This is a genomic window from Butyricicoccus sp. OF10-2 (assembly GCF_003481925.1).
Lineage (GTDB): Bacteria > Bacillota > Clostridia > Oscillospirales > Butyricicoccaceae > Agathobaculum > Agathobaculum butyriciproducens.
Genome location: NZ_QUMC01000008.1, coordinates 15,905 through 38,596 on the forward strand (window position 1 = coordinate 15,905; position 22,692 = coordinate 38,596).

23 protein-coding genes are annotated in these 22,692 nt (G+C 55.1%); 18 read left to right on the plus strand and 5 right to left on the minus strand.

Annotation, left to right across the window (positions count from 1 at the left end; genetic code table 11):
• The first annotated feature begins 469 nt into the window (after positions 1 to 469).
• From thiD (DXB00_RS05890) to DXB00_RS05920, 7 genes are all read left to right on the plus strand, one after another.
• A complete protein-coding gene (gene thiD / locus DXB00_RS05890; RefSeq protein ID WP_119214618.1) occupies positions 470 to 1,261 on the plus strand; it encodes a bifunctional hydroxymethylpyrimidine kinase/phosphomethylpyrimidine kinase in 792 nt (263 codons plus the stop codon).
• A gap of 6 nt (positions 1,262 to 1,267) precedes the next feature.
• Positions 1,268 to 1,777 (plus strand): energy coupling factor transporter S component ThiW, encoded by a 510-nt coding sequence (thiW, locus tag DXB00_RS05895; RefSeq protein WP_116704920.1) that lies wholly within the window; start codon positions 1,268 to 1,270, stop codon positions 1,775 to 1,777.
• Entirely contained in the window at positions 1,774 to 2,601 is an 828-nt protein-coding gene (gene thiM / locus DXB00_RS05900) for a hydroxyethylthiazole kinase (protein WP_243022708.1), read from the plus strand. The genes thiW and thiM overlap by 4 nt, the downstream gene beginning before the upstream one ends.
• A gap of 77 nt (positions 2,602 to 2,678) precedes the next feature.
• Positions 2,679 to 3,347 carry a thiaminase II gene (gene tenA / locus DXB00_RS05905; RefSeq protein WP_118729876.1) on the plus strand — a complete coding sequence of 223 codons (669 nt, stop codon included), beginning with the start codon at positions 2,679 to 2,681 and terminating at the stop codon, positions 3,345 to 3,347.
• Between the two features lie 3 nt (positions 3,348 to 3,350).
• On the plus strand, positions 3,351 to 4,106 hold the full coding sequence (locus DXB00_RS05910; protein ID WP_118729875.1) for an ABC transporter ATP-binding protein: 756 nt from the start codon (positions 3,351 to 3,353) through the stop codon (positions 4,104 to 4,106).
• Entirely contained in the window at positions 4,103 to 4,852 is a 750-nt protein-coding gene (locus DXB00_RS05915) for an ABC transporter permease (RefSeq protein WP_118729874.1), read from the plus strand. Before DXB00_RS05910 ends, DXB00_RS05915 begins: the two co-directional genes overlap by 4 nt.
• Positions 4,853 to 4,915: 63 nt before the next feature.
• Positions 4,916 to 5,932: an ABC transporter substrate-binding protein gene (locus DXB00_RS05920; protein ID WP_118645489.1), complete on the plus strand. Its 1,017-nt coding sequence runs from the start codon at positions 4,916 to 4,918 to the stop codon at positions 5,930 to 5,932.
• A 50-nt stretch (positions 5,933 to 5,982) separates the two neighbouring features.
• Here DXB00_RS05920 and DXB00_RS05925 read toward each other — a convergent pair whose 3' ends face one another.
• Positions 5,983 to 6,927 (minus strand): L-lactate dehydrogenase, encoded by a 945-nt coding sequence (locus DXB00_RS05925; protein ID WP_118729873.1) that lies wholly within the window; start codon positions 6,925 to 6,927, stop codon positions 5,983 to 5,985.
• Between the two features lie 116 nt (positions 6,928 to 7,043).
• Between DXB00_RS05925 and DXB00_RS05930 the strand changes: the two genes are divergently transcribed.
• The 7 genes from DXB00_RS05930 to pyrB all read left to right on the plus strand — a co-directional run bounded on the left by DXB00_RS05930 (position 7,044) and on the right by pyrB (position 13,751).
• Entirely contained in the window at positions 7,044 to 8,156 is a 1,113-nt protein-coding gene (locus tag DXB00_RS05930; RefSeq protein ID WP_158581261.1) for an S-layer homology domain-containing protein, read from the plus strand.
• Positions 8,157 to 8,347: 191 nt separating this feature from the next.
• Complete coding sequence (locus tag DXB00_RS05935; RefSeq protein ID WP_118729871.1) at positions 8,348 to 9,046, plus strand: N-acetylmuramoyl-L-alanine amidase; 699 nt, start codon at positions 8,348 to 8,350, stop codon at positions 9,044 to 9,046.
• Positions 9,047 to 9,056: 10 nt separating this feature from the next.
• Positions 9,057 to 10,412, plus strand: a complete 1,356-nt coding sequence (radA, locus tag DXB00_RS05940) for a DNA repair protein RadA (RefSeq protein ID WP_110436803.1) — start codon at positions 9,057 to 9,059, stop codon at positions 10,410 to 10,412.
• Between the two features lie 61 nt (positions 10,413 to 10,473).
• Entirely contained in the window at positions 10,474 to 11,430 is a 957-nt protein-coding gene (locus DXB00_RS05945; protein ID WP_118729870.1) for an efflux RND transporter periplasmic adaptor subunit, read from the plus strand.
• Positions 11,427 to 11,702 (plus strand): hypothetical protein, encoded by a 276-nt coding sequence (locus DXB00_RS05950; RefSeq protein WP_119214620.1) that lies wholly within the window; start codon positions 11,427 to 11,429, stop codon positions 11,700 to 11,702. The genes DXB00_RS05945 and DXB00_RS05950 overlap by 4 nt, the downstream gene beginning before the upstream one ends.
• The gene (locus DXB00_RS05955; protein ID WP_119214621.1) at positions 11,702 to 12,598 is read left to right on the plus strand and encodes an ABC transporter permease; all 897 of its coding nucleotides are present in this window, start codon (positions 11,702 to 11,704) and stop codon (positions 12,596 to 12,598) included. The genes DXB00_RS05950 and DXB00_RS05955 overlap by 1 nt, the downstream gene beginning before the upstream one ends.
• An 88-nt stretch (positions 12,599 to 12,686) precedes the next feature.
• A complete protein-coding gene (gene pyrB, locus DXB00_RS05960; RefSeq protein ID WP_117488072.1) occupies positions 12,687 to 13,751 on the plus strand; it encodes an aspartate carbamoyltransferase in 1,065 nt (354 codons plus the stop codon).
• 210 nt (positions 13,752 to 13,961) lie between these two features.
• Here pyrB and DXB00_RS05965 read toward each other — a convergent pair whose 3' ends face one another.
• Positions 13,962 to 15,014, minus strand: coding sequence for a tyrosine recombinase XerC (locus tag DXB00_RS05965; RefSeq protein WP_118729868.1), 1,053 nt, complete (start codon positions 15,012 to 15,014; stop codon positions 13,962 to 13,964).
• Positions 15,015 to 15,143: 129 nt separating this feature from the next.
• Here DXB00_RS05965 and DXB00_RS05970 point away from each other — a divergent pair, with 129 nt between their 5' ends.
• Positions 15,144 to 15,668: an O-acetyl-ADP-ribose deacetylase gene (locus DXB00_RS05970; protein WP_116704923.1), complete on the plus strand. Its 525-nt coding sequence runs from the start codon at positions 15,144 to 15,146 to the stop codon at positions 15,666 to 15,668.
• Complete coding sequence (locus DXB00_RS05975; RefSeq protein ID WP_118729867.1) at positions 15,661 to 16,659, plus strand: helix-turn-helix transcriptional regulator; 999 nt, start codon at positions 15,661 to 15,663, stop codon at positions 16,657 to 16,659. The genes DXB00_RS05970 and DXB00_RS05975 overlap by 8 nt, the downstream gene beginning before the upstream one ends.
• Positions 16,660 to 16,891: 232 nt before the next feature.
• Here the strand turns inward: DXB00_RS05975 and DXB00_RS05980 are convergent, their stop codons facing one another.
• From DXB00_RS05980 to metF, 3 genes are all read right to left on the minus strand, one after another.
• Entirely contained in the window at positions 16,892 to 19,261 is a 2,370-nt protein-coding gene (locus tag DXB00_RS05980; protein WP_110436796.1) for a homocysteine S-methyltransferase family protein, read from the minus strand.
• Positions 19,262 to 19,266: 5 nt separating this feature from the next.
• Entirely contained in the window at positions 19,267 to 19,665 is a 399-nt protein-coding gene (locus DXB00_RS05985; RefSeq protein ID WP_147359190.1) for a vitamin B12 dependent-methionine synthase activation domain-containing protein, read from the minus strand.
• Between the two features lie 241 nt (positions 19,666 to 19,906).
• Positions 19,907 to 20,767, minus strand: coding sequence for a methylenetetrahydrofolate reductase [NAD(P)H] (metF, locus tag DXB00_RS05990; protein WP_110436794.1), 861 nt, complete (start codon positions 20,765 to 20,767; stop codon positions 19,907 to 19,909).
• Positions 20,768 to 21,055: 288 nt separating this feature from the next.
• On the opposite strand from metF, the gene DXB00_RS05995 reads away from it, so the two are divergent.
• Positions 21,056 to 21,838 (plus strand): radical SAM protein, encoded by a 783-nt coding sequence (locus DXB00_RS05995; RefSeq protein WP_330427918.1) that lies wholly within the window; start codon positions 21,056 to 21,058, stop codon positions 21,836 to 21,838.
• Between the two features lies 1 nt (position 21,839).
• Positions 21,840 to 22,637: a bifunctional hydroxymethylpyrimidine kinase/phosphomethylpyrimidine kinase gene (gene thiD / locus DXB00_RS06000; RefSeq protein ID WP_118729865.1), complete on the plus strand. Its 798-nt coding sequence runs from the start codon at positions 21,840 to 21,842 to the stop codon at positions 22,635 to 22,637.
• Positions 22,638 to 22,692 lie beyond the last annotated feature (55 nt).

Here is a 22,692-nt window from a genome sequence, read left to right on the forward strand (position 1 = left end):
TGCCTTGCTGCCGTCTTGCACGACCGACGGCTTTCTGTGAGCGGTGATACGGATACGTCATGTCCTGTTCAAAGCATTTGGCTACTGAACGATTCGTATAATAGACCTCTTTTTGCCGTTTGTCAACCGGACAGGAGACGAAAAATGCAATTTTGGCAACACCTGCAAATCCGGCAGTATTGATAAATAAAAATTTGTTTATTTTTTAACGGCGTATCATATACAGCAAGATTCTATACTTGACAAATGTATTTTACACGGCTTATACTGATATTATGTAAAAGACAAGCAAGGGTGCTGTGATGAGCGGCTGAGAGGGCGAGAAACCCAACCTTTTGAACCTGTTGGTTAATGCCATTGTAGGGAAGCTGTCGCATTGCTGGGATTGAGTGCTTCGGTTTTGCCGCAGGGTGAAAACGAGGCGTTTTTTATTTTCCCGGCAGCGATGATAAAATTGGAGGGAACAGGAATGAAAACAGTGCTTACCATTGCCGGTTCGGACTGCTCCGGCGGTGCAGGTGTACAGGCCGATCTGAAAACCATGGCGGCACACGGCGTGTTCGGCATGAGCGTTATCGTATCAGTCGTAGCGGAAAACACCGCACGCGTGATCGACATTCAGGACATCAGTCCCCGGATGATCGAGGAGCAGATTGACGCGGTGTTTGAAGACATCGTGCCGGATGCGGTTAAAATCGGCATGCTGTCCTCGCCGGAGTGCATGAAGGCGGTAGCTGGCAAGCTGGCACAGTACAAGCCGGCGCACATCGTGATTGATCCGGTGATGTTCGCCAAAAACGGTGATCCGCTGATGGATCCGGCGTCTGTCGGCACACTTATTGAGACCGTGCTGCCGTTTGCTGAGGTGCTGACTCCGAACGTACCGGAGGCGCAGTATCTGGCAGATATGGAGATCCGCACGCCAGAGGACATGGAGGAGGCGGCACGCCGCATCTATGCCAAGGGCTGCAGGAACGTGCTCGTCAAGGGCGGCAAGAACATCGCAGGTGCGGTGGATGTACTGTTTGACGGCGAGACCTGTCACCGCATTGAGATTGAGCAGATCAACACCACCAGCACGCACGGCACGGGCTGCACGCTGTCCTCTGCGATCGCATCCAATCTGGCGCTTGGCCACAGCGTGCCCGAGGCGGTGAAGCTGGCTAAGGAGTATGTCACCGATGCCATCCGTCATGCACCCGGTCTGGGGCATGGCTGCGGTCCGCTGGGCCATTTTTGCCGTATTTTTTCGGAGGAGTGAAAGACAATGAAAAAGAATTCTATCCGTAAACTGACCATTGCAGGCGTTCTCGTCGCAGTTGCGGTCGTTGGCAGCCTGTTTTCCATACCGGTGCTCGGCGCGAAGTGCTCGCCGGTGCAGCATATGGTAAATGTGCTCGGCGCCGTTCTGCTGGGCCCGTGGTACGCGCTCGGCATGGGCTTTGCAGCAGCACTGATTCGCAATGTGCTCGGCTTGGGAAGTCTGCTGGCGTTCCCTGGCTCGATGATCGGTGCGCTGCTGTGCGGTCTGGCCTACAAGGCCTGCCCGAAGCTGCCGGTCGCTTACGTTGGTGAGGTATTCGGCACCGGCATTCTCGGCGGTCTGGCTTCCTACCCGATTGCCGCATTCGTGATGGGCAATACCAAGGCAGCTCTGTTCACCTTTGTGCCGTCCTTTCTCGTGTCCACTGCGGTAGGTGCGGCGATTTCGGTTCTGGTGCTGAGCGCCCTCAAGCGCACGCATGTTCTCAGCGCACTGGAAGGTGCTAAGCATTGATCGACACTATTAAAGCCGTTCTCGAAAACACGCAGAACCGCACACCGATGGTGCATTCCATCACCAATAATGTTACCATCAACGACTGCGCGAATATCATCCTTGCGGCAGGCGGCACGGCCATTATGGCGCAGGATGAGCGTGAGGTCGAGGAGATTACCTCGCACGCGCAGGCACTTGTAATCAACATGGGCGCTGTCCGCGCACAGGAGGCCATGCTGCGTGCAGCCAAGATTGCAAAGCGCAACGGCAATCCGGTCGTACTCGATCCGGTAGCCGCCGGTGCCAGCACGCTCCGGCGTGAAATGTGTTCCCGCCTGTTGAGCGAAAATCTTGTGTCGGTCATCCGCGGCAATGCATCCGAGGTGCGGGCGCTCGCCGCAGGAGCCGAGCAGGAGACCGGCGTGGAAGCCAGTGCGCTCGACAGCGTGACCGAGGACAATTTACAGGAATCCGCAGCGTGGCTGCGGTCGTTCAGCCGCCGGACCGGAGCTGTCGTCATGCTCACCGGCGCGATGGATGTAATTACCGATGGAACCCGTACCGCAGTGGTACGCGGCGGCAGTGCGTATTTGCGGCGGATCACCGGCGCAGGCTGTATGCTCACTTCACTGACCGGCGTGTACTGCGGTGCGAATCCAGATATATTGTTAGAAGCCGCAGTCACGGCATCGGAGGTGATGAAGCATTGCGGAGAAACAGCCGAGGCGCGTGTGCGTAAAGAGATGGAGGGCACCGCTTCCTTTCGTACGCGCCTGATCGACGCAGTAAGTCTGCTGAACGCGGACGAGCTGACGCCGAACCTCTGTTTGCAGATTCTGTAAGCAGAAAAATGCTGTCGGCAGAATTTTGCCGTCAGTCTTAGGAAAATCATCAACATACTTTCATTGGGGGTACCACCTTGAACAACAAAACCACCGAAAGACTGCTTGCCGCAACGCAGGACATCTGGGAAGGCTATCTGAACCATCCGTTTGTCCACGGTATTGCCGACGGCAGCCTCGACATTCAAAAATTTCGTTTTTATCTTCTGCAGGATTATGTTTACCTGTTTGATTACGCAAAGGTGTTCGCGCAGGGCGTTGTCAAGTCACGCGATCCCGAGATCATGCGCGTATTTGCTGGTTATGTGGCAAGCATCCTCGGCGGCGAGATGAATATTCACCGCAGCTACATGAGCCGTCTCGGCATCACCGAGGAGGACGCAGAGCGCGTCAAGCCGTCGCTGAATAACGAGTCTTACACATCCTACATGCGCGCTGTTGCAGCCGAGGAAGGTCCGGCGGAGATTATGGCGGCTGTGCTTTCGTGTGCACTCAGCTATGAATACATCGCCAAGTGGATCGTCGCCAACTACCCGAACGCCGATCAGCATGAGTTCTACGGTGAGTGGGTACAGGGCTACGCATCCGAGGACTATGCGGCAGAAAACCGCAAGCTGGTCGCTTATATGGAGCGCCTGAGTGAGGACTATACCGAGCCGCAGCTTGCGCGTCTGACCGATATTTTCGTCGCATGCTCGCGCTACGAGGGCATGTTCTGGGACATGGCCTGGAACGAGGCGATGTAAGCCATGCTGGAGTTTCGCAACGTCGTTTTTCAGTACGACAGTGAGGATTTTAATATCATAGACGGTCTATCCTTCCATCTCGAGAAGGGAGAATTCGTGTCGGTCATCGGGCCGTCCGGCTGCGGCAAATCCACGATTTTCCGCCTGACCAACCAGCTTCTGCCGCGCAGGAGCGGTGAAATTCTGGTGGACGGCAAGAGCATCGACGGACGGCGCGGCTACTGCGGTTACATGCCGCAGCGCGACCTGCTGTTTCCGTGGCGCACGGTGAACGAAAACCTGCGTCTGCCGATGGAGATTCGCGGCGGCTTTTCCCGCGCGGAGATGGACAAGCGTGTGGCGGAAACGCTTGAGCACGTTGGTCTGGCTGGCTGGGGCGACAAGCGCCCGGAGGAGCTTTCCGGCGGTATGCGTCAGCGTGCGGCATTCGCGCGTACGCTGCTGACCGGCTCGGAACTGCTGCTGCTCGATGAGCCGTTTTCCGCGCTCGACTTTCTCACGCGCATCACTATGCAGGAGTGGCTGCTCGACCAGTGGGAGCAGGACAGCAAGACCGTCCTGTTCATCACTCACGATGTAGAGGAGGCTATTTTCCTGTCCGGCCGTGTTCTGGTCGTGGAGGATACGCCGATCCGCAAGCTGCACTCGTTTGAAGTGCCTGCGCCGTATCCGCGCACGCGTGCGTGCCTGACCGACCCGAAGATGCTCGAGCTGAGAGAAAATCTGATTTCGCTGCTCAGAAAAGAGGTGCAGGCATGAAAAAGAATGCAAATCTGCCCGCACTGATCTTTATGTTCGCGCTGCTCATCGTCTGGCAGTGCATAGCCATGGGCATGGATGCGGCCTACATTCTGCCGTCGCCGACACAGGTGCTTGTGCGCCTGTGGGAGCTGCGCAAACCGCTGTTCACCGCACATCTGCCGGCTACCATGCTGTGTACCGGAGTCGGCCTTGCGATCTCGATCGCGCTCGGTCTGCTGCTCGCCATCGTAATGGACGCGAGTCCGTCGGCGGAGAAAATGCTGTACCCGCTCATCGTCGCTTCACAGACCATTCCGACAACCGCACTTGCGCCGCTGTTTGTGCTCTGGTTCGGCTACACGATCTGGAGCAAGGTGCTCGTCACCGTGCTCATCACGTTCTTCCCGATCGCGATGACTGTGTTTGACGGCTTCCGCTCGGCGAAGACCGATATGGTCGATATGCTCAAGACCTTCGGCGCAGGCAAGAAGGAAATTTTCCTCAAGCTGAAGATTCCGGCAGCGCTGCCGTACTTTTTCTCGGCGCTCAAAATGGCGATCCCGATGTCGATCATCGGCGCTGCGATCGGCGAGTGGCTGGGCGCACAGGCCGGTCTCGGCTATTTCAGCCGCCGCATGATGACGCAGCTGGACGGCGCTGGCGTGTTTGCACCGATCGTACTGCTGAGCGTGGTTGCGATGATCGCAGTAGGCATTGTAAGCTGGTTGGAAAAGAAAATTATCACCTGGCGCAGCAGCTTATAAACTTGATAACACAATTTTAAGAAAAAACGAAATTTTTGTTCTAACATAAGGAGAAAAACATATATGAAAAAGCGTATTCTTGCACTTCTGGCAGCAGGCACCATGCTGCTGACCGGCTGCGGCGCACAGAACGCCGCACAGTCTGATGCGGCAAACAGCGGCAGCGATGATCTGCAGCACCTGACCGTTGTGCTCGACTGGTATCCGAATGCTCTGCACGCATTCCTGTACGAAGCGCAGGAGAAAGGCTACTTCGCCGAGGAAGGTCTGGATGTGGATATCCAGTCCCCGGCAGGCGTAAACGATGCAATGAGCATGGTTGCCGCCGGCAAGGCAGACATTGGTCTGTATTATCAGCAGGATGTCATTCAGGCTCGTGCTGAGCAGGATGTGCCGATCAAGTCCATCGGTGCAGTGGTTCAGGGTCCGCTGAACATCATCCTGTCGCTCAAGGACAAGAACATCACCAAGCCGCAGGATCTCGAGGGCAAAACAGTCGGCTACGCGGGCACCGAGCTTTCCGAGGCACTGGTCCGCAGCATCATGCAGTCCAACGGTGCCGATCCGAACAGCGTGAACATGGTTGACGTTGGCTTCGACCTGATGAGCTCGATGACCACCGGCAATGTTGATGCAACCATCGGCTGTCTGGTCAACCACGAGGTACCGCAGATGGAGAAGGAAGGCTTCGAGGTCAATTACTTCTTCCCGGATGATTACGGTGTGCCGAAGTATTACGAAGGTATTTTCCTCGCAAGCGATGATATGATTGCGAACAATTCCGATACGCTGAAGGGCTTCCTGCGCGCTTGCAGCAAGGGCTTTGAGGACTTCAAGAGCAATACCGACGATGTTCTGCAGGTTCTGCTCGACAATCAGGACGAGGCAAACTTTGCACTCGACCCGGATGTAGAGAAGAAGTCCTGTGAGACGCTGCTGCCGCTCATGGAGACCGAGGATGCCAAGTTCCTCTCTCAGACCGAGCAGTGCTGGCAGGAGAACATTGACTGGATGTATGATCAGGGCCTGATCGCAGAGAAGCCGGATGTTTCCGACGTTATGGTAAACCTTGACTTCTAAAAATACGCATATAGAACAGGGGACAGAGCATTGGCTCTGTCCCTTTTGTGTTATCCGTCCAGCTTGTCGATCATCTCGCGCATTGTGTCCGCGGAACGCTGCAGCTGTGCCAGTTCTTCCTCGGAGAGCGGAATATCCAGCACGGCTTCCGCGCCGTTTCGTCCGACGATAGTCGGTACACCCAGACAAATACCGTCCACGCCGTAGTGTCCGTGAATCATAGAGGTGACCGGCAGCACGGAATGCTCATTGCGCACAATGGCCTCCGCGATACGCCGCACCGCCATGCCGATACCGTAATAGGTTGCGCCTTTGCTGTCGATAATCTGGTAAGCCGCATCGCGCACATGTTCGTAAATGCGGGAAAGTTCGTCTGCAGGCTCGGTGATGCCTGCAATGCGGCAGTAATCGTCCAGATCAGCACCAGAGATGTTAGCGCTCGACCATACCGCCAGCTCGCTGTCGCCGTGCTCGCCGATGATAAACGCATGCACGTTGCGGCTGTCCACGCCAAGCCGCTGTCCGAGCAGGTACTTGAGCCGCGCAGTATCCAGCACGGTACCGGAACCGAGCACACGTCCGGCAGGGAAGCCGCTCAACTGCTGCGCCAGACAGGTCAGCACATCGACCGGATTGGACACAACCAACAGGATCGCCTCACGATTGACTGCCGTAAGCTGTGCAATGATGGAGGACAGGATGCCTTTATTGCGTCCGAGCAGCTCCAAACGGCTTTCGCCCGGTTTCTGGTTTGCGCCTGCCGCAATGATGATAAGACCGCATTCGGCGAGGTCAGCATAGTCTCCTGCCATGACGCGGCACGGCTTGCTGAACGCCACACCATGATTGATGTCCGATGCCTCACCGATAGCCTTGGCGCGGTTCATATCCACGAGTACCAGATCGGAGAATAGTCCGGAAACCGCCAATGTGTACGCGCAGGTCGCGCCGACAAAGCCTACACCGATCACGCCGCATTTTTGAATATTCGTCATATTGGATACACTCCTTCTGCGAGTAGTATATCCGTTTTGTTGTTGGAAAACACATGACTTTGTGCTATACTTATACTGTATTTTTATCGGCAATATCAGTTCAGGAGGATAGGGCTATGAATAAATGGTTACGCGCTGTCTGTGTTGGCGCGGCTGCCGCTGCTATGCTGACCGCTTCGGCCTTTGCGGCAAATTATACGAATTGTGCGGATTCGCTGCACGAAATGGGTCTGTTTCAGGGCACGCAGAACGGCTACGATCTTGACCGCACGCCGACCAGAGCGGAAGCGGCTGTCATGCTGGTGCGGCTGCTCGGCAAGGAGGCTGAGGTCAAGACGCTGACGTATACTGCACCGTTTACCGATCTCAAGGGATGGGAAAAGCCGTATGTGCAGTATCTGTACAGCAACGGTCTGGCGAATGGCACGAGCCGGACGACCTTCAATCCGACCGGCAAGTGCACCGCGCAGATGTACGCGGTGTTCCTGCTGCGTGCGCTCGGCTACTCGGATACGGCGGATTTCAGCTATGCGAACGCGATAGAGACTGCTCGCGAGCAGGGTATTTACGACACCGGTATCATCAACACGCAGAATTTTCTGCGCGACGATGCTGCAGCGGCAAGCTACACGGCGCTGTCCGTTTCACCGAAGAACAGCGAAGGCACACTGCTGGACCAGCTTGTCAGCGAAAACGCGATAACCGAAGCGAACGCGAAATCGTATCAGAATCTGTTTTCGACCTACGCGCAGTACCGCGAGGCAACCGCCGGTATGGATGCTCTGCTGCATTACTCGGTCAACAGCGAATTTGCGTCTCCGGTGGCTGTAACTCATGACGGCAAGACCGTCATGCAGGTGCAGACGAGCGAGACCACCGTGTTCGACCGCGAGAAGAATGAACTGCTCACCGACCGTAAAATGACGCTTTCCGCGCCGAATACATCGGATAAGCAGCTGCTGACGCAGAGTTATCTGTCGGACGGTGCGCTATATCACAAATTGAACGGCTCATGGTCGGCAGAGCTGGTGACTGCCGCTGAGCAGGAGGGCCTTGCCGCGATGTATGGCCGCGTACCGCTGGTGTGTGTCGATTCGCTGAGTCAGCGTGCAGGCAGCTGGATCATTACCTGTGCCGATACGCCGAACGCGTACACCGAACTGCTCTGGTCGGTCGAAAGTGCACTGGGTGATTTAGACGAAGCCGTCCGCTGCAGCCGACCACGGTAACACAGTCGGTCAGCGGCGGCACGATTCGCAGGCAGAGCGTTTCCGCAGCCTTCACGCTGGACGGCATGACGGCAGCGCCTGCTATCATCAGCACACTGGACAAAACCGGCGCAGATGCTGTGCTGAACGCGCCCAAGTAAACGCATAAGTTCCGCCTTTTTCGCATATTTGTGTGATACGGAGGTGCGGAGATGGAGAGACGGCTGAAATGCGGCGTTTGCGCCGCGGCGGCACTGGCGCTGGTGCTGTGCTTTGGCATGGAGCAGAAAACCCGTGCAATGCAGACGGCAGGGAACACCGAAGTTACGCTCGTCATCGATGCCGGACACGGCGGCTTTGACGGCGGTGCGGTCGGCGCGGATGGAACCGCCGAGCAGGATATCAATCTGAGCATTGCAAAACGGGTGCAGGTGCTGGCGAATTTCTTCGGTGTGCCGACTGCTATGACGCGGCCGGATGAAAATGCACTTGATTACGACCCTTCCCGCACGGTGCGAGAGAACAAAATCGCGGATATCAAGGCGAGAGAAAAGCTGGTAAACAGCATTCCGTCACCGGTGTTTCTGAGCATTCACCTGAATAAATTCAGTGACGCACAGTACCACGGTGCACAGGTGTTTTACTCGACAGGGAATGTGCAGGGCAAGCCGCTGGCCGAGCAGATACAGCAGTGCCTGATTGACGGCTGCGACCCATTGAATCATCGCAAGGCTAAACAGGCAGACAGCGCCATCTATCTGATGAAAAAGCTGGACTGCCCGGCGGTTATCATCGAATGCGGCTTTCTGTCCAATCCGGCCGAAGAAGCGCGGCTGCGGGACGAAGCCTATCACAAACAACTTGCTGCCGCCGTGATCTGCGGATATTTACGCAGCCAGAGCGGTATGTAACGGAGGAAATATGAAGCAAAAGACAGTTTTTCTGTGCGGTGACTGTGGCTATGAAAGTCCGAAATGGTACGGCAAATGCCCGTCCTGCGGCGCATGGAACACCATGAGCGAATTCAAGGAGAAGCCGGTTTCGGCGGCACGCGGCACGAATACATTTCAGCGCGGCGAATCGCGGCCGACGCTGCTCAAGGATATTGATACCGGAGACGAAAGCCGGTTCCATTCTGGAATCGGTGAACTCGACCGCGTTCTCGGCGGCGGCGCTGTACACGGCTCGTTTGTGCTGGTCGGCGGTGAGCCGGGCATCGGCAAATCGACGCTTCTGCTGCAGATGTGTCAGGAAATGTGCAAAAACGCACGCGTGCTCTATGTTTCGGGCGAGGAATCGCTCAAGCAGATCAAAATTCGTGCGGCACGTCTGCACATTTCTTCACCCGAGTTGTACATCCTTGCCGAGACCGACATGGAGCAGATCATCAACGAAACCGAGCTGCTCGAGCCGGATATTCTAATCGTGGACTCTATCCAGACGGTCTATAAGCGCGATTTAACTGCCGCTCCCGGCGGTACAACGCAGATCAAGGAATGCGCGATGAGCCTGATGCAGTACGCGAAGAATCGCAACGTGACGATTTTTATTGTTGGTCATGTCAACAAAGAGGGTACGCTGGCAGGCCCGAAAATCCTTGAGCACATGGTGGACTGCGTGCTGTATTTCGAGGGGGAATCCGCAGGTCCGTTCCGCTGTCTGCGTGCGGCGAAAAACCGCTATGGCTCAACCAATGAAATCGGCGTGTTTGAAATGAGCGATCACGGTTTGCTCGAGGTGCAGAATCCGTCTGCGGCTATGCTGGCCGGTCATCCGCAGGGTGCGTCCGGCAACTGCATTGCCTGCGTGATGGAGGGCAGCCGTCCTCTGCTCGCCGAGGTGCAGGCGCTTGCTGCGAAAACGCAGTTTGGTGTGCCGCGCCGCACCGCTGCCGGCGTGGACTACAACCGCATGGTGCTGCTGCTCGCCATTCTGGAAAAACGCTGCGGGCTGTTTCTGTCATCGAGCGATGTGTACGTCAACGTTGTCGGCGGCATGCGGCTGGACGAGCCTGCTGTGGATTTGCCGATGGTGCTGGCAATCGCATCCAGCTTTCGGGACAAGCCGCTGCCGGAAGGCGTCATGAGCTTCGGCGAGGTCGGTCTGACCGGCGAGCTGCGCGCGGTATCCAATCCGGGACAGCGTATCAATGAAGCATATCGTCTTGGTTTCCACACCTGCATCATGCCTATGCAGGATGTGGACGAGGACCTGCTGCAGAAAATGAATATCGTGCGTGCGAAAACCGTCGGTGACGCGATTCGTGCCGTATTGTAAGCATAATTTTCACCTCCTCTCCGCAGACTAAACTCAGTTTGCGTCAGGGGAGGTTTTGCATTTGGAGAATAAGATCCGCGCGGTGCTGCTTACGACGGCAGGTGTGCTGACGGCAATGCTGTTCTGGTCGTGGAAACACCGTCCGCCGGAGGCGTTTTTGGTACGCACAGCGGCCGCCGAAACGCAGGATATCTACAATAGTGTGACGATTTTCGGTACGGTCGAGTCCGCAGAGAGCACAGCGGTTTGTCCGGCGAAAAATGGTGTAGTAAGTGCAGTGTATGCCGCAACAGGCGACACCGTGCAGAAGGGTGATATTCTGTGCACGCTGACTGATATCGGCAGATCGCAAACAGCTGCGGATTACTGGCAGACCGCACAGAGCGTGTTTGCAATTTCCGGCACGGTGAACACTGTCACCGCCGAGGACGCTCACGCGCTGTATGCGCCGATGGACGGTACTGTGCTGACCGTTCCGCAGGCGGGCGAGAGTGTATCGGTCGATATGCCGTGCATACAAATTGCGAATCCGGATAAGCTGCGCGTGCGTGCGCAGTCTCCCGAGCTATATGTAGGAGAGCTTGCTGTCGGGCAGCGCGCTAACATCACATTTTCGGCAGTGGACGGCACCTTTCACGCCGGATTAACCACAATTGCTCCTGCGGCTGTGAAAACCTTTAGTCTGACAAACGAAGATCCTGAAGCAACCGTTGAGGTGCTGCTCGATTTGAACGGCTCAACCAAAAATCTGCGCCCCGGCTATTCCGCGACCGTTAAGGTATTCACAGACCATCGGGACGATGCTGCGGTTGTACCGTATGAAGCAATTTGCCAGCGTGGAGAACAAGAGTTTGTATTCTGCGTGCAGGACGGCCATGCCGTGCAGTGCGCGGTACAGACCGGCTATCTGCTCGAGGATACGGTTGAAATTATAGACGGCTTGCCGACAGGTGTATCGGTCATTCTGTCGCCGCCCGATGAATTGACTGACGGTGATCCGGTGGAGGTACAGACATGAGACTGCGGGATATTCTATCACTGGCGGCACATAATCTGCGGGAAAGTCCGCTGCGGACGGCACTTTGCGCGCTTTCTGTTGCGGTTGGAAGCGGTGCACTGCTGCTTATCCTTTCCATTGGTCTGTATGGGCGAAAACAGGTGGACGTCGGTTTGCAGACACTCGGTGTCAGCGGTTTATCGGTGTACACGGAAAGCGGACACGCGGGAACGATACTCTCGGCAGCACTGGCGGATGAGATAGAGCAGGATGTGGACGCATTCGCGCGCTGATGCCGATCAAGGCGCAGAGCGGCACCGTGCGCGTCGGACACACAACTGAGCACGCGGTACTTCTCGGTGCAGACGAACGGCTCGGTGAAGTCATGCAAATGGAGATGCTGGCAGGCACACTGCCGAACGCATGGCAGTGTGCAAACGCTGAGCCGGTCGCCGTGGTCGGCGATGATCTGGCACAGACGCTGTACAGACGGACAAATATCACCGGACGGCAGATTCGGCTAAAGGTAAACGACACCGACCGGTATTTCACGGTATGCGGTGTTGTGCGGGCACAGACGGGGGCATTCGGCGGAATGCTGTCGGCGGTTGCACCGCATCTGGTCTATGTGCCGTATGCGTGTATCGCGTCGCAAACCGAACGCACGGATCAAGTGTTTGTGCAGTGCATTTCGCAGGCAGATACTGCTTCGGTCAGCTCTCAGATCGAAAAGTACCTGACCAATCGACAGCAGGTACGCGGCGTGCATGTACAGAATATGTCGGGTGCGGTGCAGACCGTACAGCAGCTTGCCGAAATGGGAATCGGCCTGTTTGCCGCCGTCGGTGCGGTGACACTGTTTGTCGCGCTCATCGGTGTGATGGGAAGCATGCTGGCTGCCGCTCACGAGAAAACAGGGGAGATCGGCATTCTGCTGGCGCTCGGCGCACAGCCGCATGATATTCGCCGGACATTTCTCCTGCAGGCTGTGCTGCTGTGCCTGTTCGGCGGAATCGTCGGTCTGGCAGCCGCAGGTGCGCTCCTGCACTTCGGAGCAGCACTGCTCCTGCCGGAAGGCCGCGTATTTGCCGGATTGCTGATACTTTCCACACTCAGCGGAGCCGCTGCCGGACTGCTCCCGGCGGTTCGTGCGGCCGCTCTCAATCCAATCGACGCAATATGCAAATAACTCTTTTCTTTCGCCTTCATTTGTGCTATCATTAACAGTGACAAATAACGAATAGGGCGACTGTACCGTAGAAAGGAATGGAGTTTGCATGCGCCATATTATTGATTTATGTGATTTAACGGAAAAAGAATTTTCCGATCTGTACAAGCTGGTCAGCAATATTATCGACCGACCGGAGGGTTATGTAGATGCCTGCCGCGGCAAGGTGCTGGGCAGCCTGTTTTATGAACCTTCTACCCGTACCAACCTGTCGTTTTCCACCGCAATGATGAGACTGGGCGGCAGTGTTGTCGGTTTTTCCGATCCGAACGCCACTTCTGCGTCTAAGGGCGAAACACTCAAGGATACTATCAACATGGTATCCAGCTATGCGGATATGATCGTCATGCGCAACCCGCGAGAGGGCGCAGCCAAGGTAGCGTCAATGTACTCGTCTGTGCCTGTCATCAATGCCGGCGACGGCGGTCATCTGCACCCGACCCAGACGCTTGCCGATATGATTACCATTTTGCGTATGCGCGGCTCTGCTGACGATATGAAGATTGGTCTGTGCGGTGATTTGAAGTACGGCCGTACCGTGCATTCTCTGCTGCATTTCCTGCAGCGGTATCATAATGTACAGTTTTATCTGATCGCACCTGATGCACTCAAGCTGCCAGACTATATGGTAAAATTCCTGAAAGACAACAATATGCCGTTCTGCGAGGTAGACAGCATTGATGAAGTTCTGCCCGAGCTGGATGTGCTGTACATGACTCGCATTCAGCGCGAGCGCTTTGTCACGGCAGAGGAGTACGCAAACCTTGAAGGCAATTATCAGCTGACTGCTGAGAAGATGAAGCGCGCCAAGAAGGACATGCTGGTGCTTCATCCGCTGCCGCGTGTTGATGAGATTGCACAGGACGTGGATGATGATCCGCGTGCGGTCTACTTCCGTCAGGCGCGGTTCGGCATGTTCGGCCGTATGGCACTGTTGCTGACGCTGTCCAAGCTGCCGTTCGAGCGTGCCGGTCATCATGAAATCGGTGCAGATCCCGGCATTCGCTGCTCCAACCACAAGTGCATTACGCGAAGCGAGCTGTATGTACCGCTGCACGGCAAGGTCGGTGACCGCTGTCCGTACTGTGATGCCGCGCTGGAGATGCAGCTGTAATAAAAAAAGAGTCTGTTGCAGAACAGGTCCGCAAAGAACGCAGGGACGAAAGGTCGCATAAGGCATTTCGTCCCTGCGTTTGTTTTCGAAAATGGGTGGTTTGATCTTGTTTCACACCTAATCATAAAGCAAAAAGACGAGTAAGCAATCCCTTTCGGGGAAACTTACCCGTCTTTTCTTACGCACTATTTTGCAGCGCGCCCTTTTATGTTACTTATCGCTGTTTTTTGGCTGTTTTACAGGCACACGCTCACCGTTCGGCCGGATTTCCGCCAGCGGATTCCTTGCCGCAGCTTCGCGCATGTTTTCATTCTCGATGTGGGTGTAGATCATGGTCGTATCCACACTCGAGTGACCAAGAATGCTTTGCAGTGTGCGGATATCCACGCCGTTCTGGTACATGAGCGTTGCCGCTGTGTGACGCAGCTTGTGCGCAGAGTATTTTTTGGGGTCGAGTCCGGCTTGACCGATATATTTCTTTACCAGCCACTTGACCGTCTGTACGTTAATACGGTTGCGCTTTTTGCTGACAAACAGCGCGTCCGTGTCCTGCTCGTTCGGCTCCAGGCGTTTGGGCAGATACTGCTCGAGTGCGGCAAGACACGCATCGTTGAGAAATACCGTCCTCTGCTTGCCGCCCTTACCGAGCACGCGCACGGTATCGTCCTTGAAGTCGGTCAGATTCAGTCCGACCAGTTCGGAAACACGCATGCCGCAGTTAAGGAAAAACGTCAGGATGCAGTAATCTCGCTCGGCATACGGGCCGGTGACGGATTCCAGAAGCCGCACGCTGTCGTCCGTTGTAAGATAAGTCGGCAGAGATTTACGGACAGTCGGCGCTTCCAGTCCGCTGACCGGATTGACCTCTAAAACATGCTGTTTATCGGTTAAATACCGAAAAAACGCGCGTATCGCAGAGACCTTGCGTGCACGCGAGTTGACACTCAATCCGTAATTGGTGTGGTTGCTGTTCTGCTGAGTTGGGCGGCTCTGCGCCATGTATTCCAGATAATCATAGGTGTCCGACAGCGTGATATCACGGATAAAATCCAGATCAATGTCGCTGATGTCGATCTCATCAAGCGGAAGATTTTTATCGACTGCGCCTTTGTTGTGCTTGAGTACGCGAAAAAACAGCCGCAGATCAAGATAATACTCGTGTGCGGTTTTTGCGGATTTGCCGCGTATTGTGGAAATATAGGTTAAAAAATCCCGCAAAACGCGCGGTGCGTCTGCGGCGTATTCGTTCATCGGCTTGTCCATTGCTGCGCTCTCCTCGCCTGCTGTGATACTGTATTTATTATAACGCATTCTGCAATTTGCGTCAAACTTGCAATTTTCGGAAAAACAACGTATAATAAAGCCAACAACTTAATGGAAGGGGCATGGCTGATGAGCCGAATTTCTATTCAGCGCGGAGATATTACTCAATGCACGACCGATGCGATTGTAAACGCTGCCAACACGTCCCTGCTGGGCGGCGGCGGTGTGGACGGTGCCATTCATCGAGCGGCAGGACCGGAGTTGCTGGCGGAATGCCGTACGCTCGGCGGCTGTCGGACCGGCGAAGCCAAAGCAACACGAGCATATCGTCTGCCATGTCGGTATGTCATTCATACGCCGGGACCGATCTGGCGCGGTGGACATGCGGGTGAGGCGGTACTGCTGGCAGGCTGCTATCAAAACTGCCTGCGCATTGCATCTGAATTAAATTGCAAAACCGTGGCGTTTCCGTCCATCAGCACTGGTGTGTATCGCTTTCCGCTGAATCGTGCCGCTGAAATCGCTATCCGTACGATTGAGGAATATCTTTCAACTCATGCAGAAATTGAGCAGGTAAGCATGATCTGCTTTGATGGAACCACGCTTTCGGCGTATCAAAACGCGCTTTCTGAACGGGAGGCTAACCATGTCTAAAAATCCGAATCAAAAGCTGAAGCTGCTGTATTTATACCAAATCCTGCTGCAGCGAACGGATGAGAACCATAAACTCACCACAGATGAACTGCGTGCGGCACTCGAGCGCTGCGGCATTACCGCTGAACGCAAAAGCATTTATTCGGACATCGAAGCACTCCAGAATTTTGGTCTGGATGTAATTTGTCAGAGAGGTACCGGCGGCGGCTATTACGTCGCGTCACGCGAATTTGAACTGCCCGAGCTCAAGCTGCTCGTGGATGCAATCCAGTGCTCCCGCTTTATCACCGAGAAAAAATCCAACGAGCTCATCGGCAAAATCGAGCACCTCACCAGTGACCATGAAGCACATACGCTCCAGCGTCAGGTGTATGTTTCCGAACGTGTGAAAACGCTTAATGAGCAGATTTACTACAATATTGATGCGCTGCATGCGGCCATATCCAACGATGTCCAGATTACGTTTCGCTATTTCAACTGGGTGCTGAATTTCTCTGCCAGTCCGCGCATTCAAAAGCAGTACCGCCGAGATGGTGCGCGCTACCGCGTCAGTCCGTGGGCACTAACGTGGGACAATGAAAATTACTATCTGATTGCCTTCGATCACGATGCCGGTGAAATCCGCCACTACCGCGTAGATAAGATGGATTCACTTGTGCAGACCGACCTGCCTCGTGAGGGTAAACAGCTGTTCGACGATCGGTTTGACGCGGCAGCCTACTCCCGTAAGGTGTTCGGCATGTTCTCCGGCGAGGAGAAAACCGTGAAACTGAAATGCCTGAACCGCTTTATCGGTGTCATGCTCGATCGCTTCGGCAGCAGTCTGCGTCTATTTCCGGCGGATAACGAACATTTTTATCTGGATGTGGATGTTGTTGTCAGTCCGCAGTTTTTTTCCTGGGTGTTCAGTCTGGAAGGAGATGTGCGCATTGTAAACCCGCCGGAGGTCTGCGAAGCGTTTGAAAAGCAGATTCACAAATTCATAGACTAAGTACCGTTTAACGTACTTTCCTTTTGTTATACTATGTACAACAAAAGGAAAGGGGATGCGCAAGATGAACTGCACTCTCGAATATGTAAACGGACACATTGAAGTATATGACGGAACCGGCGCGTTTCTTTTCTCTGCCGACACCAAGCAGGAGGCGCTCGAAGAACTCGAAGACGCCGCTTAATTTCATAAAAAAGAGACTGTATCGGTGATACAGTCTCTTTTTCTTATCTTATACGCCAAATACGGAATCCGCATAATGCACGGTTGCCATAGCGTCCTTCGCGTAGCAGTCCGCGCCGATGGAATCTGCGTATTCCTGTGTGAGCACAGCACCGCCGACAACGACCTTGGTGCCCGGCTTTTTCTCACGCAGCTGTTTAATGGTCTCTTCCATGCTGACAACTGTTGTCGTCATCAGCGCACTCAGGCCGACCACAGGAACATCTTCCTTGATAGCGGTATCAACGATCACCTCGGGCGGAACGTCCTTGCCGAGGTCGAGTACCTGATAGGCGTAGTTTTCCAGCAGAACCTTGACAATATTCTTGCCGATATCGTGAATATCTCCCTTGACGGTCGCAAGAATAATTTTGCCCTTGATCTGCTGGCTTTCGCCCTTCATCGCGTCCTTTACGACCTCGAAAGCCGCCTTGGCCGCTTCTGCGCTCATGAGCAGCTGCGGCAGGAACACGGTGCCCTTCTCGAAGCCCTTGCCGACGCGGTCAAGCGCCGGAATCAGCTCGTTGTTGACAACCTCGAGCGGCGGAACCGTCTGCAGCATTTCCTTTGCCGCGTCGATCGCACGTTCACGCAGGCCGCGTTCAATGCTCTCCGCAAGCGGCATCGCCGTGCCGCCTGCTGCCGCAGGAGCCGCTGCCGGCTGGTTGCCGTAGGCCGCAATATAGCCTGCGCACTGCTCATCCAGGTTGGCCAGCGCCAGATAGGAACGATACGATTTCATCATCGCCTCGTTATTCGGGTTGATGATCGCGCAGGACAGACCGCTCTGCATCGCCATCGTGAAGAAGTTCGAGTTGACAATCTCACGCTGCGGCAGACCAAACGAAATGTTCGATACGCCGAGAATCGAGTGACCGTGCAGCTCATCACGAATGCGGCGCAGCGTTTCGAGCGTTACGAGAGCCGAACCGCTGTCCGACGAAATGGTCATTGCCAGACCGTCAATCACGATATCCTCATGCGGAATACCGTATTTCTCCGCTGTATCGTAAATCTTCTTTGCAATCCGGATGCGGCCCTCTGCCGTGGACGGAATGCCGTTTTCATCCAGTGCCAGACCAACAACAACACCGCCGTACTTGCGTACAAGCGGGAACACGGCTTCCATGCTTTCCATCTTGCCGCTGACCGAATTGATCATCGGCTTGCCGTTGTACAGACGCATGCCGCGCTCCATTGCGATGGTATCCGAGGTGTCAATCTGCAGCGGCAGCGCGATAACACTCTGCAGGCGCGTAACAACGCGCTCCATCATCACGGGTTCGTCGATTTCAGGCAGACCGACGTTGACATCAAGGATATGTGCGCCGCTGTCCTCCTGCGCCATGCCTTCACCGAGGATGTACTCGATGTTATTCTCGCGCAGAGCTGCCTTGAATTTGCTCTTGCCAGTCGGGTTGATACGCTCGCCGATGATAACCGGCTTCGGCCCGATCTCCACGGCCTGCGAGAACGAGGAGACCACCGTGCGGCGCTTGGCTACCGGCGGTCGGAACGGTACCTTACGGCACTTTTCGATGGTCAGCCGCAGATGCTCCGGCGTAGTGCCGCAGCAGCCGCCAAGTGCCTGCACGCCCATGCCTGCGATTTCTTCCATCAGGTCGGAAAACTCAGCAGGCGCGATATCGAATACCGTCTTGCCGTTTTCGCTGCGCGGCAGACCGGCATTGGGGTTGACGATAATCGGCAGCGAGCTGACCTGCGTCAGACGCTCGATGATCGGGTGCATCTGCTTCGGACCAAGACCGCAGTTAACGCCGAGCGCGTCTACGCGCAAGCCCTCGAGCATGGCAACCGTGGAATCCACCGTGCCGCCTGTCAGCAGCTTGCCTTTTTCATCGAAAATCAGCGTTACGAGCACAGGCAGGTCGCAGTTTTCCTTGGCAGCCAGCACAGCCGCCTTGGCCTCGTAGCTGTCGCTCATAGTTTCGATGAGCACGAGGTCTGCGCCCGCCGCCGCACCGATGCGAATGGTTTCTCCGAACAGCTCGACCGCCCGTTCAAACGGCAGGTCGCCCATCGGCTGGAGCAGCTTGCCGGTCGGGCCGATGTCAAGCGCAATATAGGCATCCTCTCGGCCTGCCTGCTGACGCGCAGTTTTTGCATGCGAAACTGCAGCTTGTACGATTTCCTGCAGGTTATCCGGATATTTGAGGGCATTTGCACCAAAAGTGTTGGTGTTCACCACATCACAGCCGGCTTCAAAGTAGCTGCGGTTCAGCGCAATAATCTCATCCGGATGGGACAGGTTCCACGTTTCCGGCAGTTCACCGGCTTTTAAGCCGTGCTCCTGCAGGATGGTGCCCATGCCGCCATCGAAAAATATCCATTCTTTTCCCAGTCGTTCGGTCAGTTTCATTCTTTTCATCTCCTGTAAGCGCAATCCGTCTTGCCGCATTCCTCACAGCCCTTGCGGTGACACGGCTGCGGTGTTTCAGACAGACCAATTACCGCCGTTACCGACTTGATAGGTGCCAGAAGACAACTTTCGGTCACGGTCAAGCCAATCTTGCGCGGCGTATCCAGCAGGCGGCTGAAATCCCGCTGGTGTGCGATCGGAAAATCGCCGTAGCCGGGACTGAACCGCGGCCGACAGTACATGCCGCGCTGCGCTGCGTCCTGCCGGATGCGTTCGTTGACCTCATCGCAATAGGTCTCGACCATGGCCGCTGCCGCCGCCTGATAGATCACCGCGTCGCTCATCCGGACTGCAGACGCGCGGGCAATCAGGCGATCCGGTCCGATGCCGAGCGTTGCTGCCATCAGACAGACCTCGCTGCAACCCTGCAGATTACGTGCCAGATTTTTGCTGTGAATTTGTACATCTGCGATCTCGAACGTTTGCGCATCAATATGCTGCAGCGGAAACACGCGGTAGATCGACCTGGGTTCTGCCGCCTGCTGCAGTGCTTCACCGCATCGTGTCAGGCTGGCCTGTACTGCCTCATCCGGCTGCGTGCGTGATAGCCCATGTAGCGAATGGCTTCCGATCTATCCAGTTCAATCACTTGAGAATCTCCGACAGGCTGGACTGAATGCCTGCGGCAATTTCCGGCTTGTTCATCGAGTAAACATGGATATGGTTGACGCCGTTTGCAATCAGGTCGATGATCTGCTCGGTCGCGTAGATAACGCCTGCCTGCTTCATAGCCGCCGGATTGTCGCCGAAACGGTCAACGATGGCCTTGAAGCGTTCGGGCAGGTAGGTGCCGGACATGGAAGTGATACGCTTGATCTGCTTGACATTCGTCACCGGCATAATGCCCGCAACAACCGGAACCGTAATACCCTTTTCTCGAATGCGGTACAGGAAGTTGTACATGATGTTGTTATCAAAGAACATCTGCGTAGTCAGAAACTCACAGCCTGCGTCTACTTTCTCCTTGAGGTGCAGAATATCCTCGGTTTTATTGGCTGCCTCAACGTGACCCTCCGGGTAGCAGGCGCCGCCGACGCAGAAATCGCCCTGCGACTTGATATCGCGTACCAGCTCAGCGGCATAGTGGTAGTCAGAATGCGGAGCACCGCCCTCCGGAATATCACCACGCAGTGCAAGAATGTTCTCGATACCGGCATCCTTATACTTTTTTACCATCGCTGCAACGTGCTCACGGGTAGAGGAAACACAGGTCAGATGGGTCAGAACGGTAACATCATACTTTTTCTTGAGATCTGCTGCGATGTTAACAGTGTGTTCGCTTGTGCCGCCGCCTGCACCGTATGTAACGCTCATAAAGTCCGGACGCAGCGCCGCAATCTCCTGTGTTGCGTGTGCGACAGACTCATAGCTGCTGCTGGTCTTGGGCGGGAATACCTCAAAAGAAAGGGTTACTTTATCCTGATTCAAAAGTTGGGAAACCTTCATGTTGCATCTCCTATGTTTCTACTCGTATTTCTGTTTAATAAAAAAGACACGATTTTGATCCGCGTGAAAATTCTATACGTTCCAAAGCCGTAGTGTTTATTATATCACATTTCCCTACTTTATTTCCAGACAAAAATACGATATAATATAACGTATCGGAGGGATTATTTTGACCGATATGCTTAAGAACTGTCAGCTGTGTCCGCGCGCCTGTGGCGCAGACCGCACAAAAAGTCGCGGAGCCTGCGGTGCAGGCATCGAAATCGAGCTGCACGCGCATCGCTTCATATGTGGGAGGAGCCGCCGATTTCGGGTACAAATGGCTCGGGCACGGTGTTTTTCTCTCATTGCTCGCTCGGCTGTGTGTTCTGCCAAAACCGAAAGATCAGCCGCAGAGAGGCCGAGGGACAGAACATTACGGCAGATGCACTGGCGAAAACCTTTCTCTCTCTGGAGAAAAAAGGTGCGCATAACATCAACCTTGTTACCGGCGCCCATTATGTGCCGCAAATTATCGAAGCGCTGCAAATTGCCCGAAAACAGGGGCTTTCGCTTCCTGTTGTATACAATTCCAGCGGATATGAGCAGGTGGAAACGCTGCAGCTGCTCGATGGTCACATTGACATCTATCTGCCGGATTACAAGTATTACAGCAGCTACTATGCAGGTCTGTACTCGCATGCGGAGGATTACCGTGAGTTCGCTGTTCCGGCTATTGATGAAATGGTGCGCCAGACAGGTGCACCGCAGTTTGATAAAAATGGTCTGCTGAAGCGCGGCACCGTCATCCGGCATTTGATGCTGCCCGGACTGGCCGGCGACACCGCGCAGGTGCTTCGGGATATTGCCTCTCGATGGGGCGACAGCGTACTTGTCAGCCTTATGCGGCAGTACACGCCGTTTGATATGCAGGATTATCCCGAGCTTGACCGCACCATCACCGCAGAGGAGTACGCAGATGCCTGTACGCTGTTCGGTGAGCTTGGACTCGGCGGCTTTTTTCAGCAAGATGAATCCATCAGCGAGAGCTTTATTCCCGCCTTTGACGGCACAGGATTGGAGGAAAATTAACATGAAAACCGTTCTCAGCATTGCAGGCACCGACCCGACAGGCGGCGCAGGTATTCAGACCGACCTGAAAACCTTTGAAGCCTTCGGAGTGTATGGCATGGCCGTTATCACTGTCGTGTGTGCACAAAATACCACTGGTGTATTCGGTATGCAGCCGGTTTCCGCTGAACTGGTTGGCAAACAGATTGACTGTGTGTTTGACGATATTTTTCCGGATGCCGTCAAGGTCGGCATGCTGTATGACGCAGAGATTATTCACACAGTAGCGGAGCGCTTGAAGGCGTACCACGCCAAGAATATCGTACTCGACCCGGTAATGATGTCCTCAAGCGGTACCGCGCTGCTGCATCACGATGCGGCAAAGGTTCTGCAGGAGGAGCTGTTCCCACTGTGCACTCTGGTAACGCCTAATCTGCATGAGGCAGCCGCTGTCTGCAGCCATACCATCACCAATCGTGAAGATATGGAGCAGGCGGCACGCGAAATCGTCGGCAAGACCGGCGGCGCCGTTCTGGTCAAGGGTGGTCATCTGGCAGACTGCGCAGATGATCTGCTGTTTGACGGCACAGAAATGCACTGGCTTCCCGCGCCGCGTATTGACAACCCGAACACGCACGGTACCGGCTGCACGCTATCCAGTGCAATCGCATGCGGACTGGCACATGGCGTGTCGCTCGTCGGCAGCGTCAAGCGGGCCAAGCGGTATCTGACCGCCTGTATTGACTTCAAGCTGGATCTTGGTCACGGTTCCGGTCCGCTGCAGCACCGCATTGCGGATTGGGAGCACTGGCATGCGTGAACTGCGGTGCATTCCCGACGCAGACCAAGCATTTCAATTTTTCAAAATGTAAGCA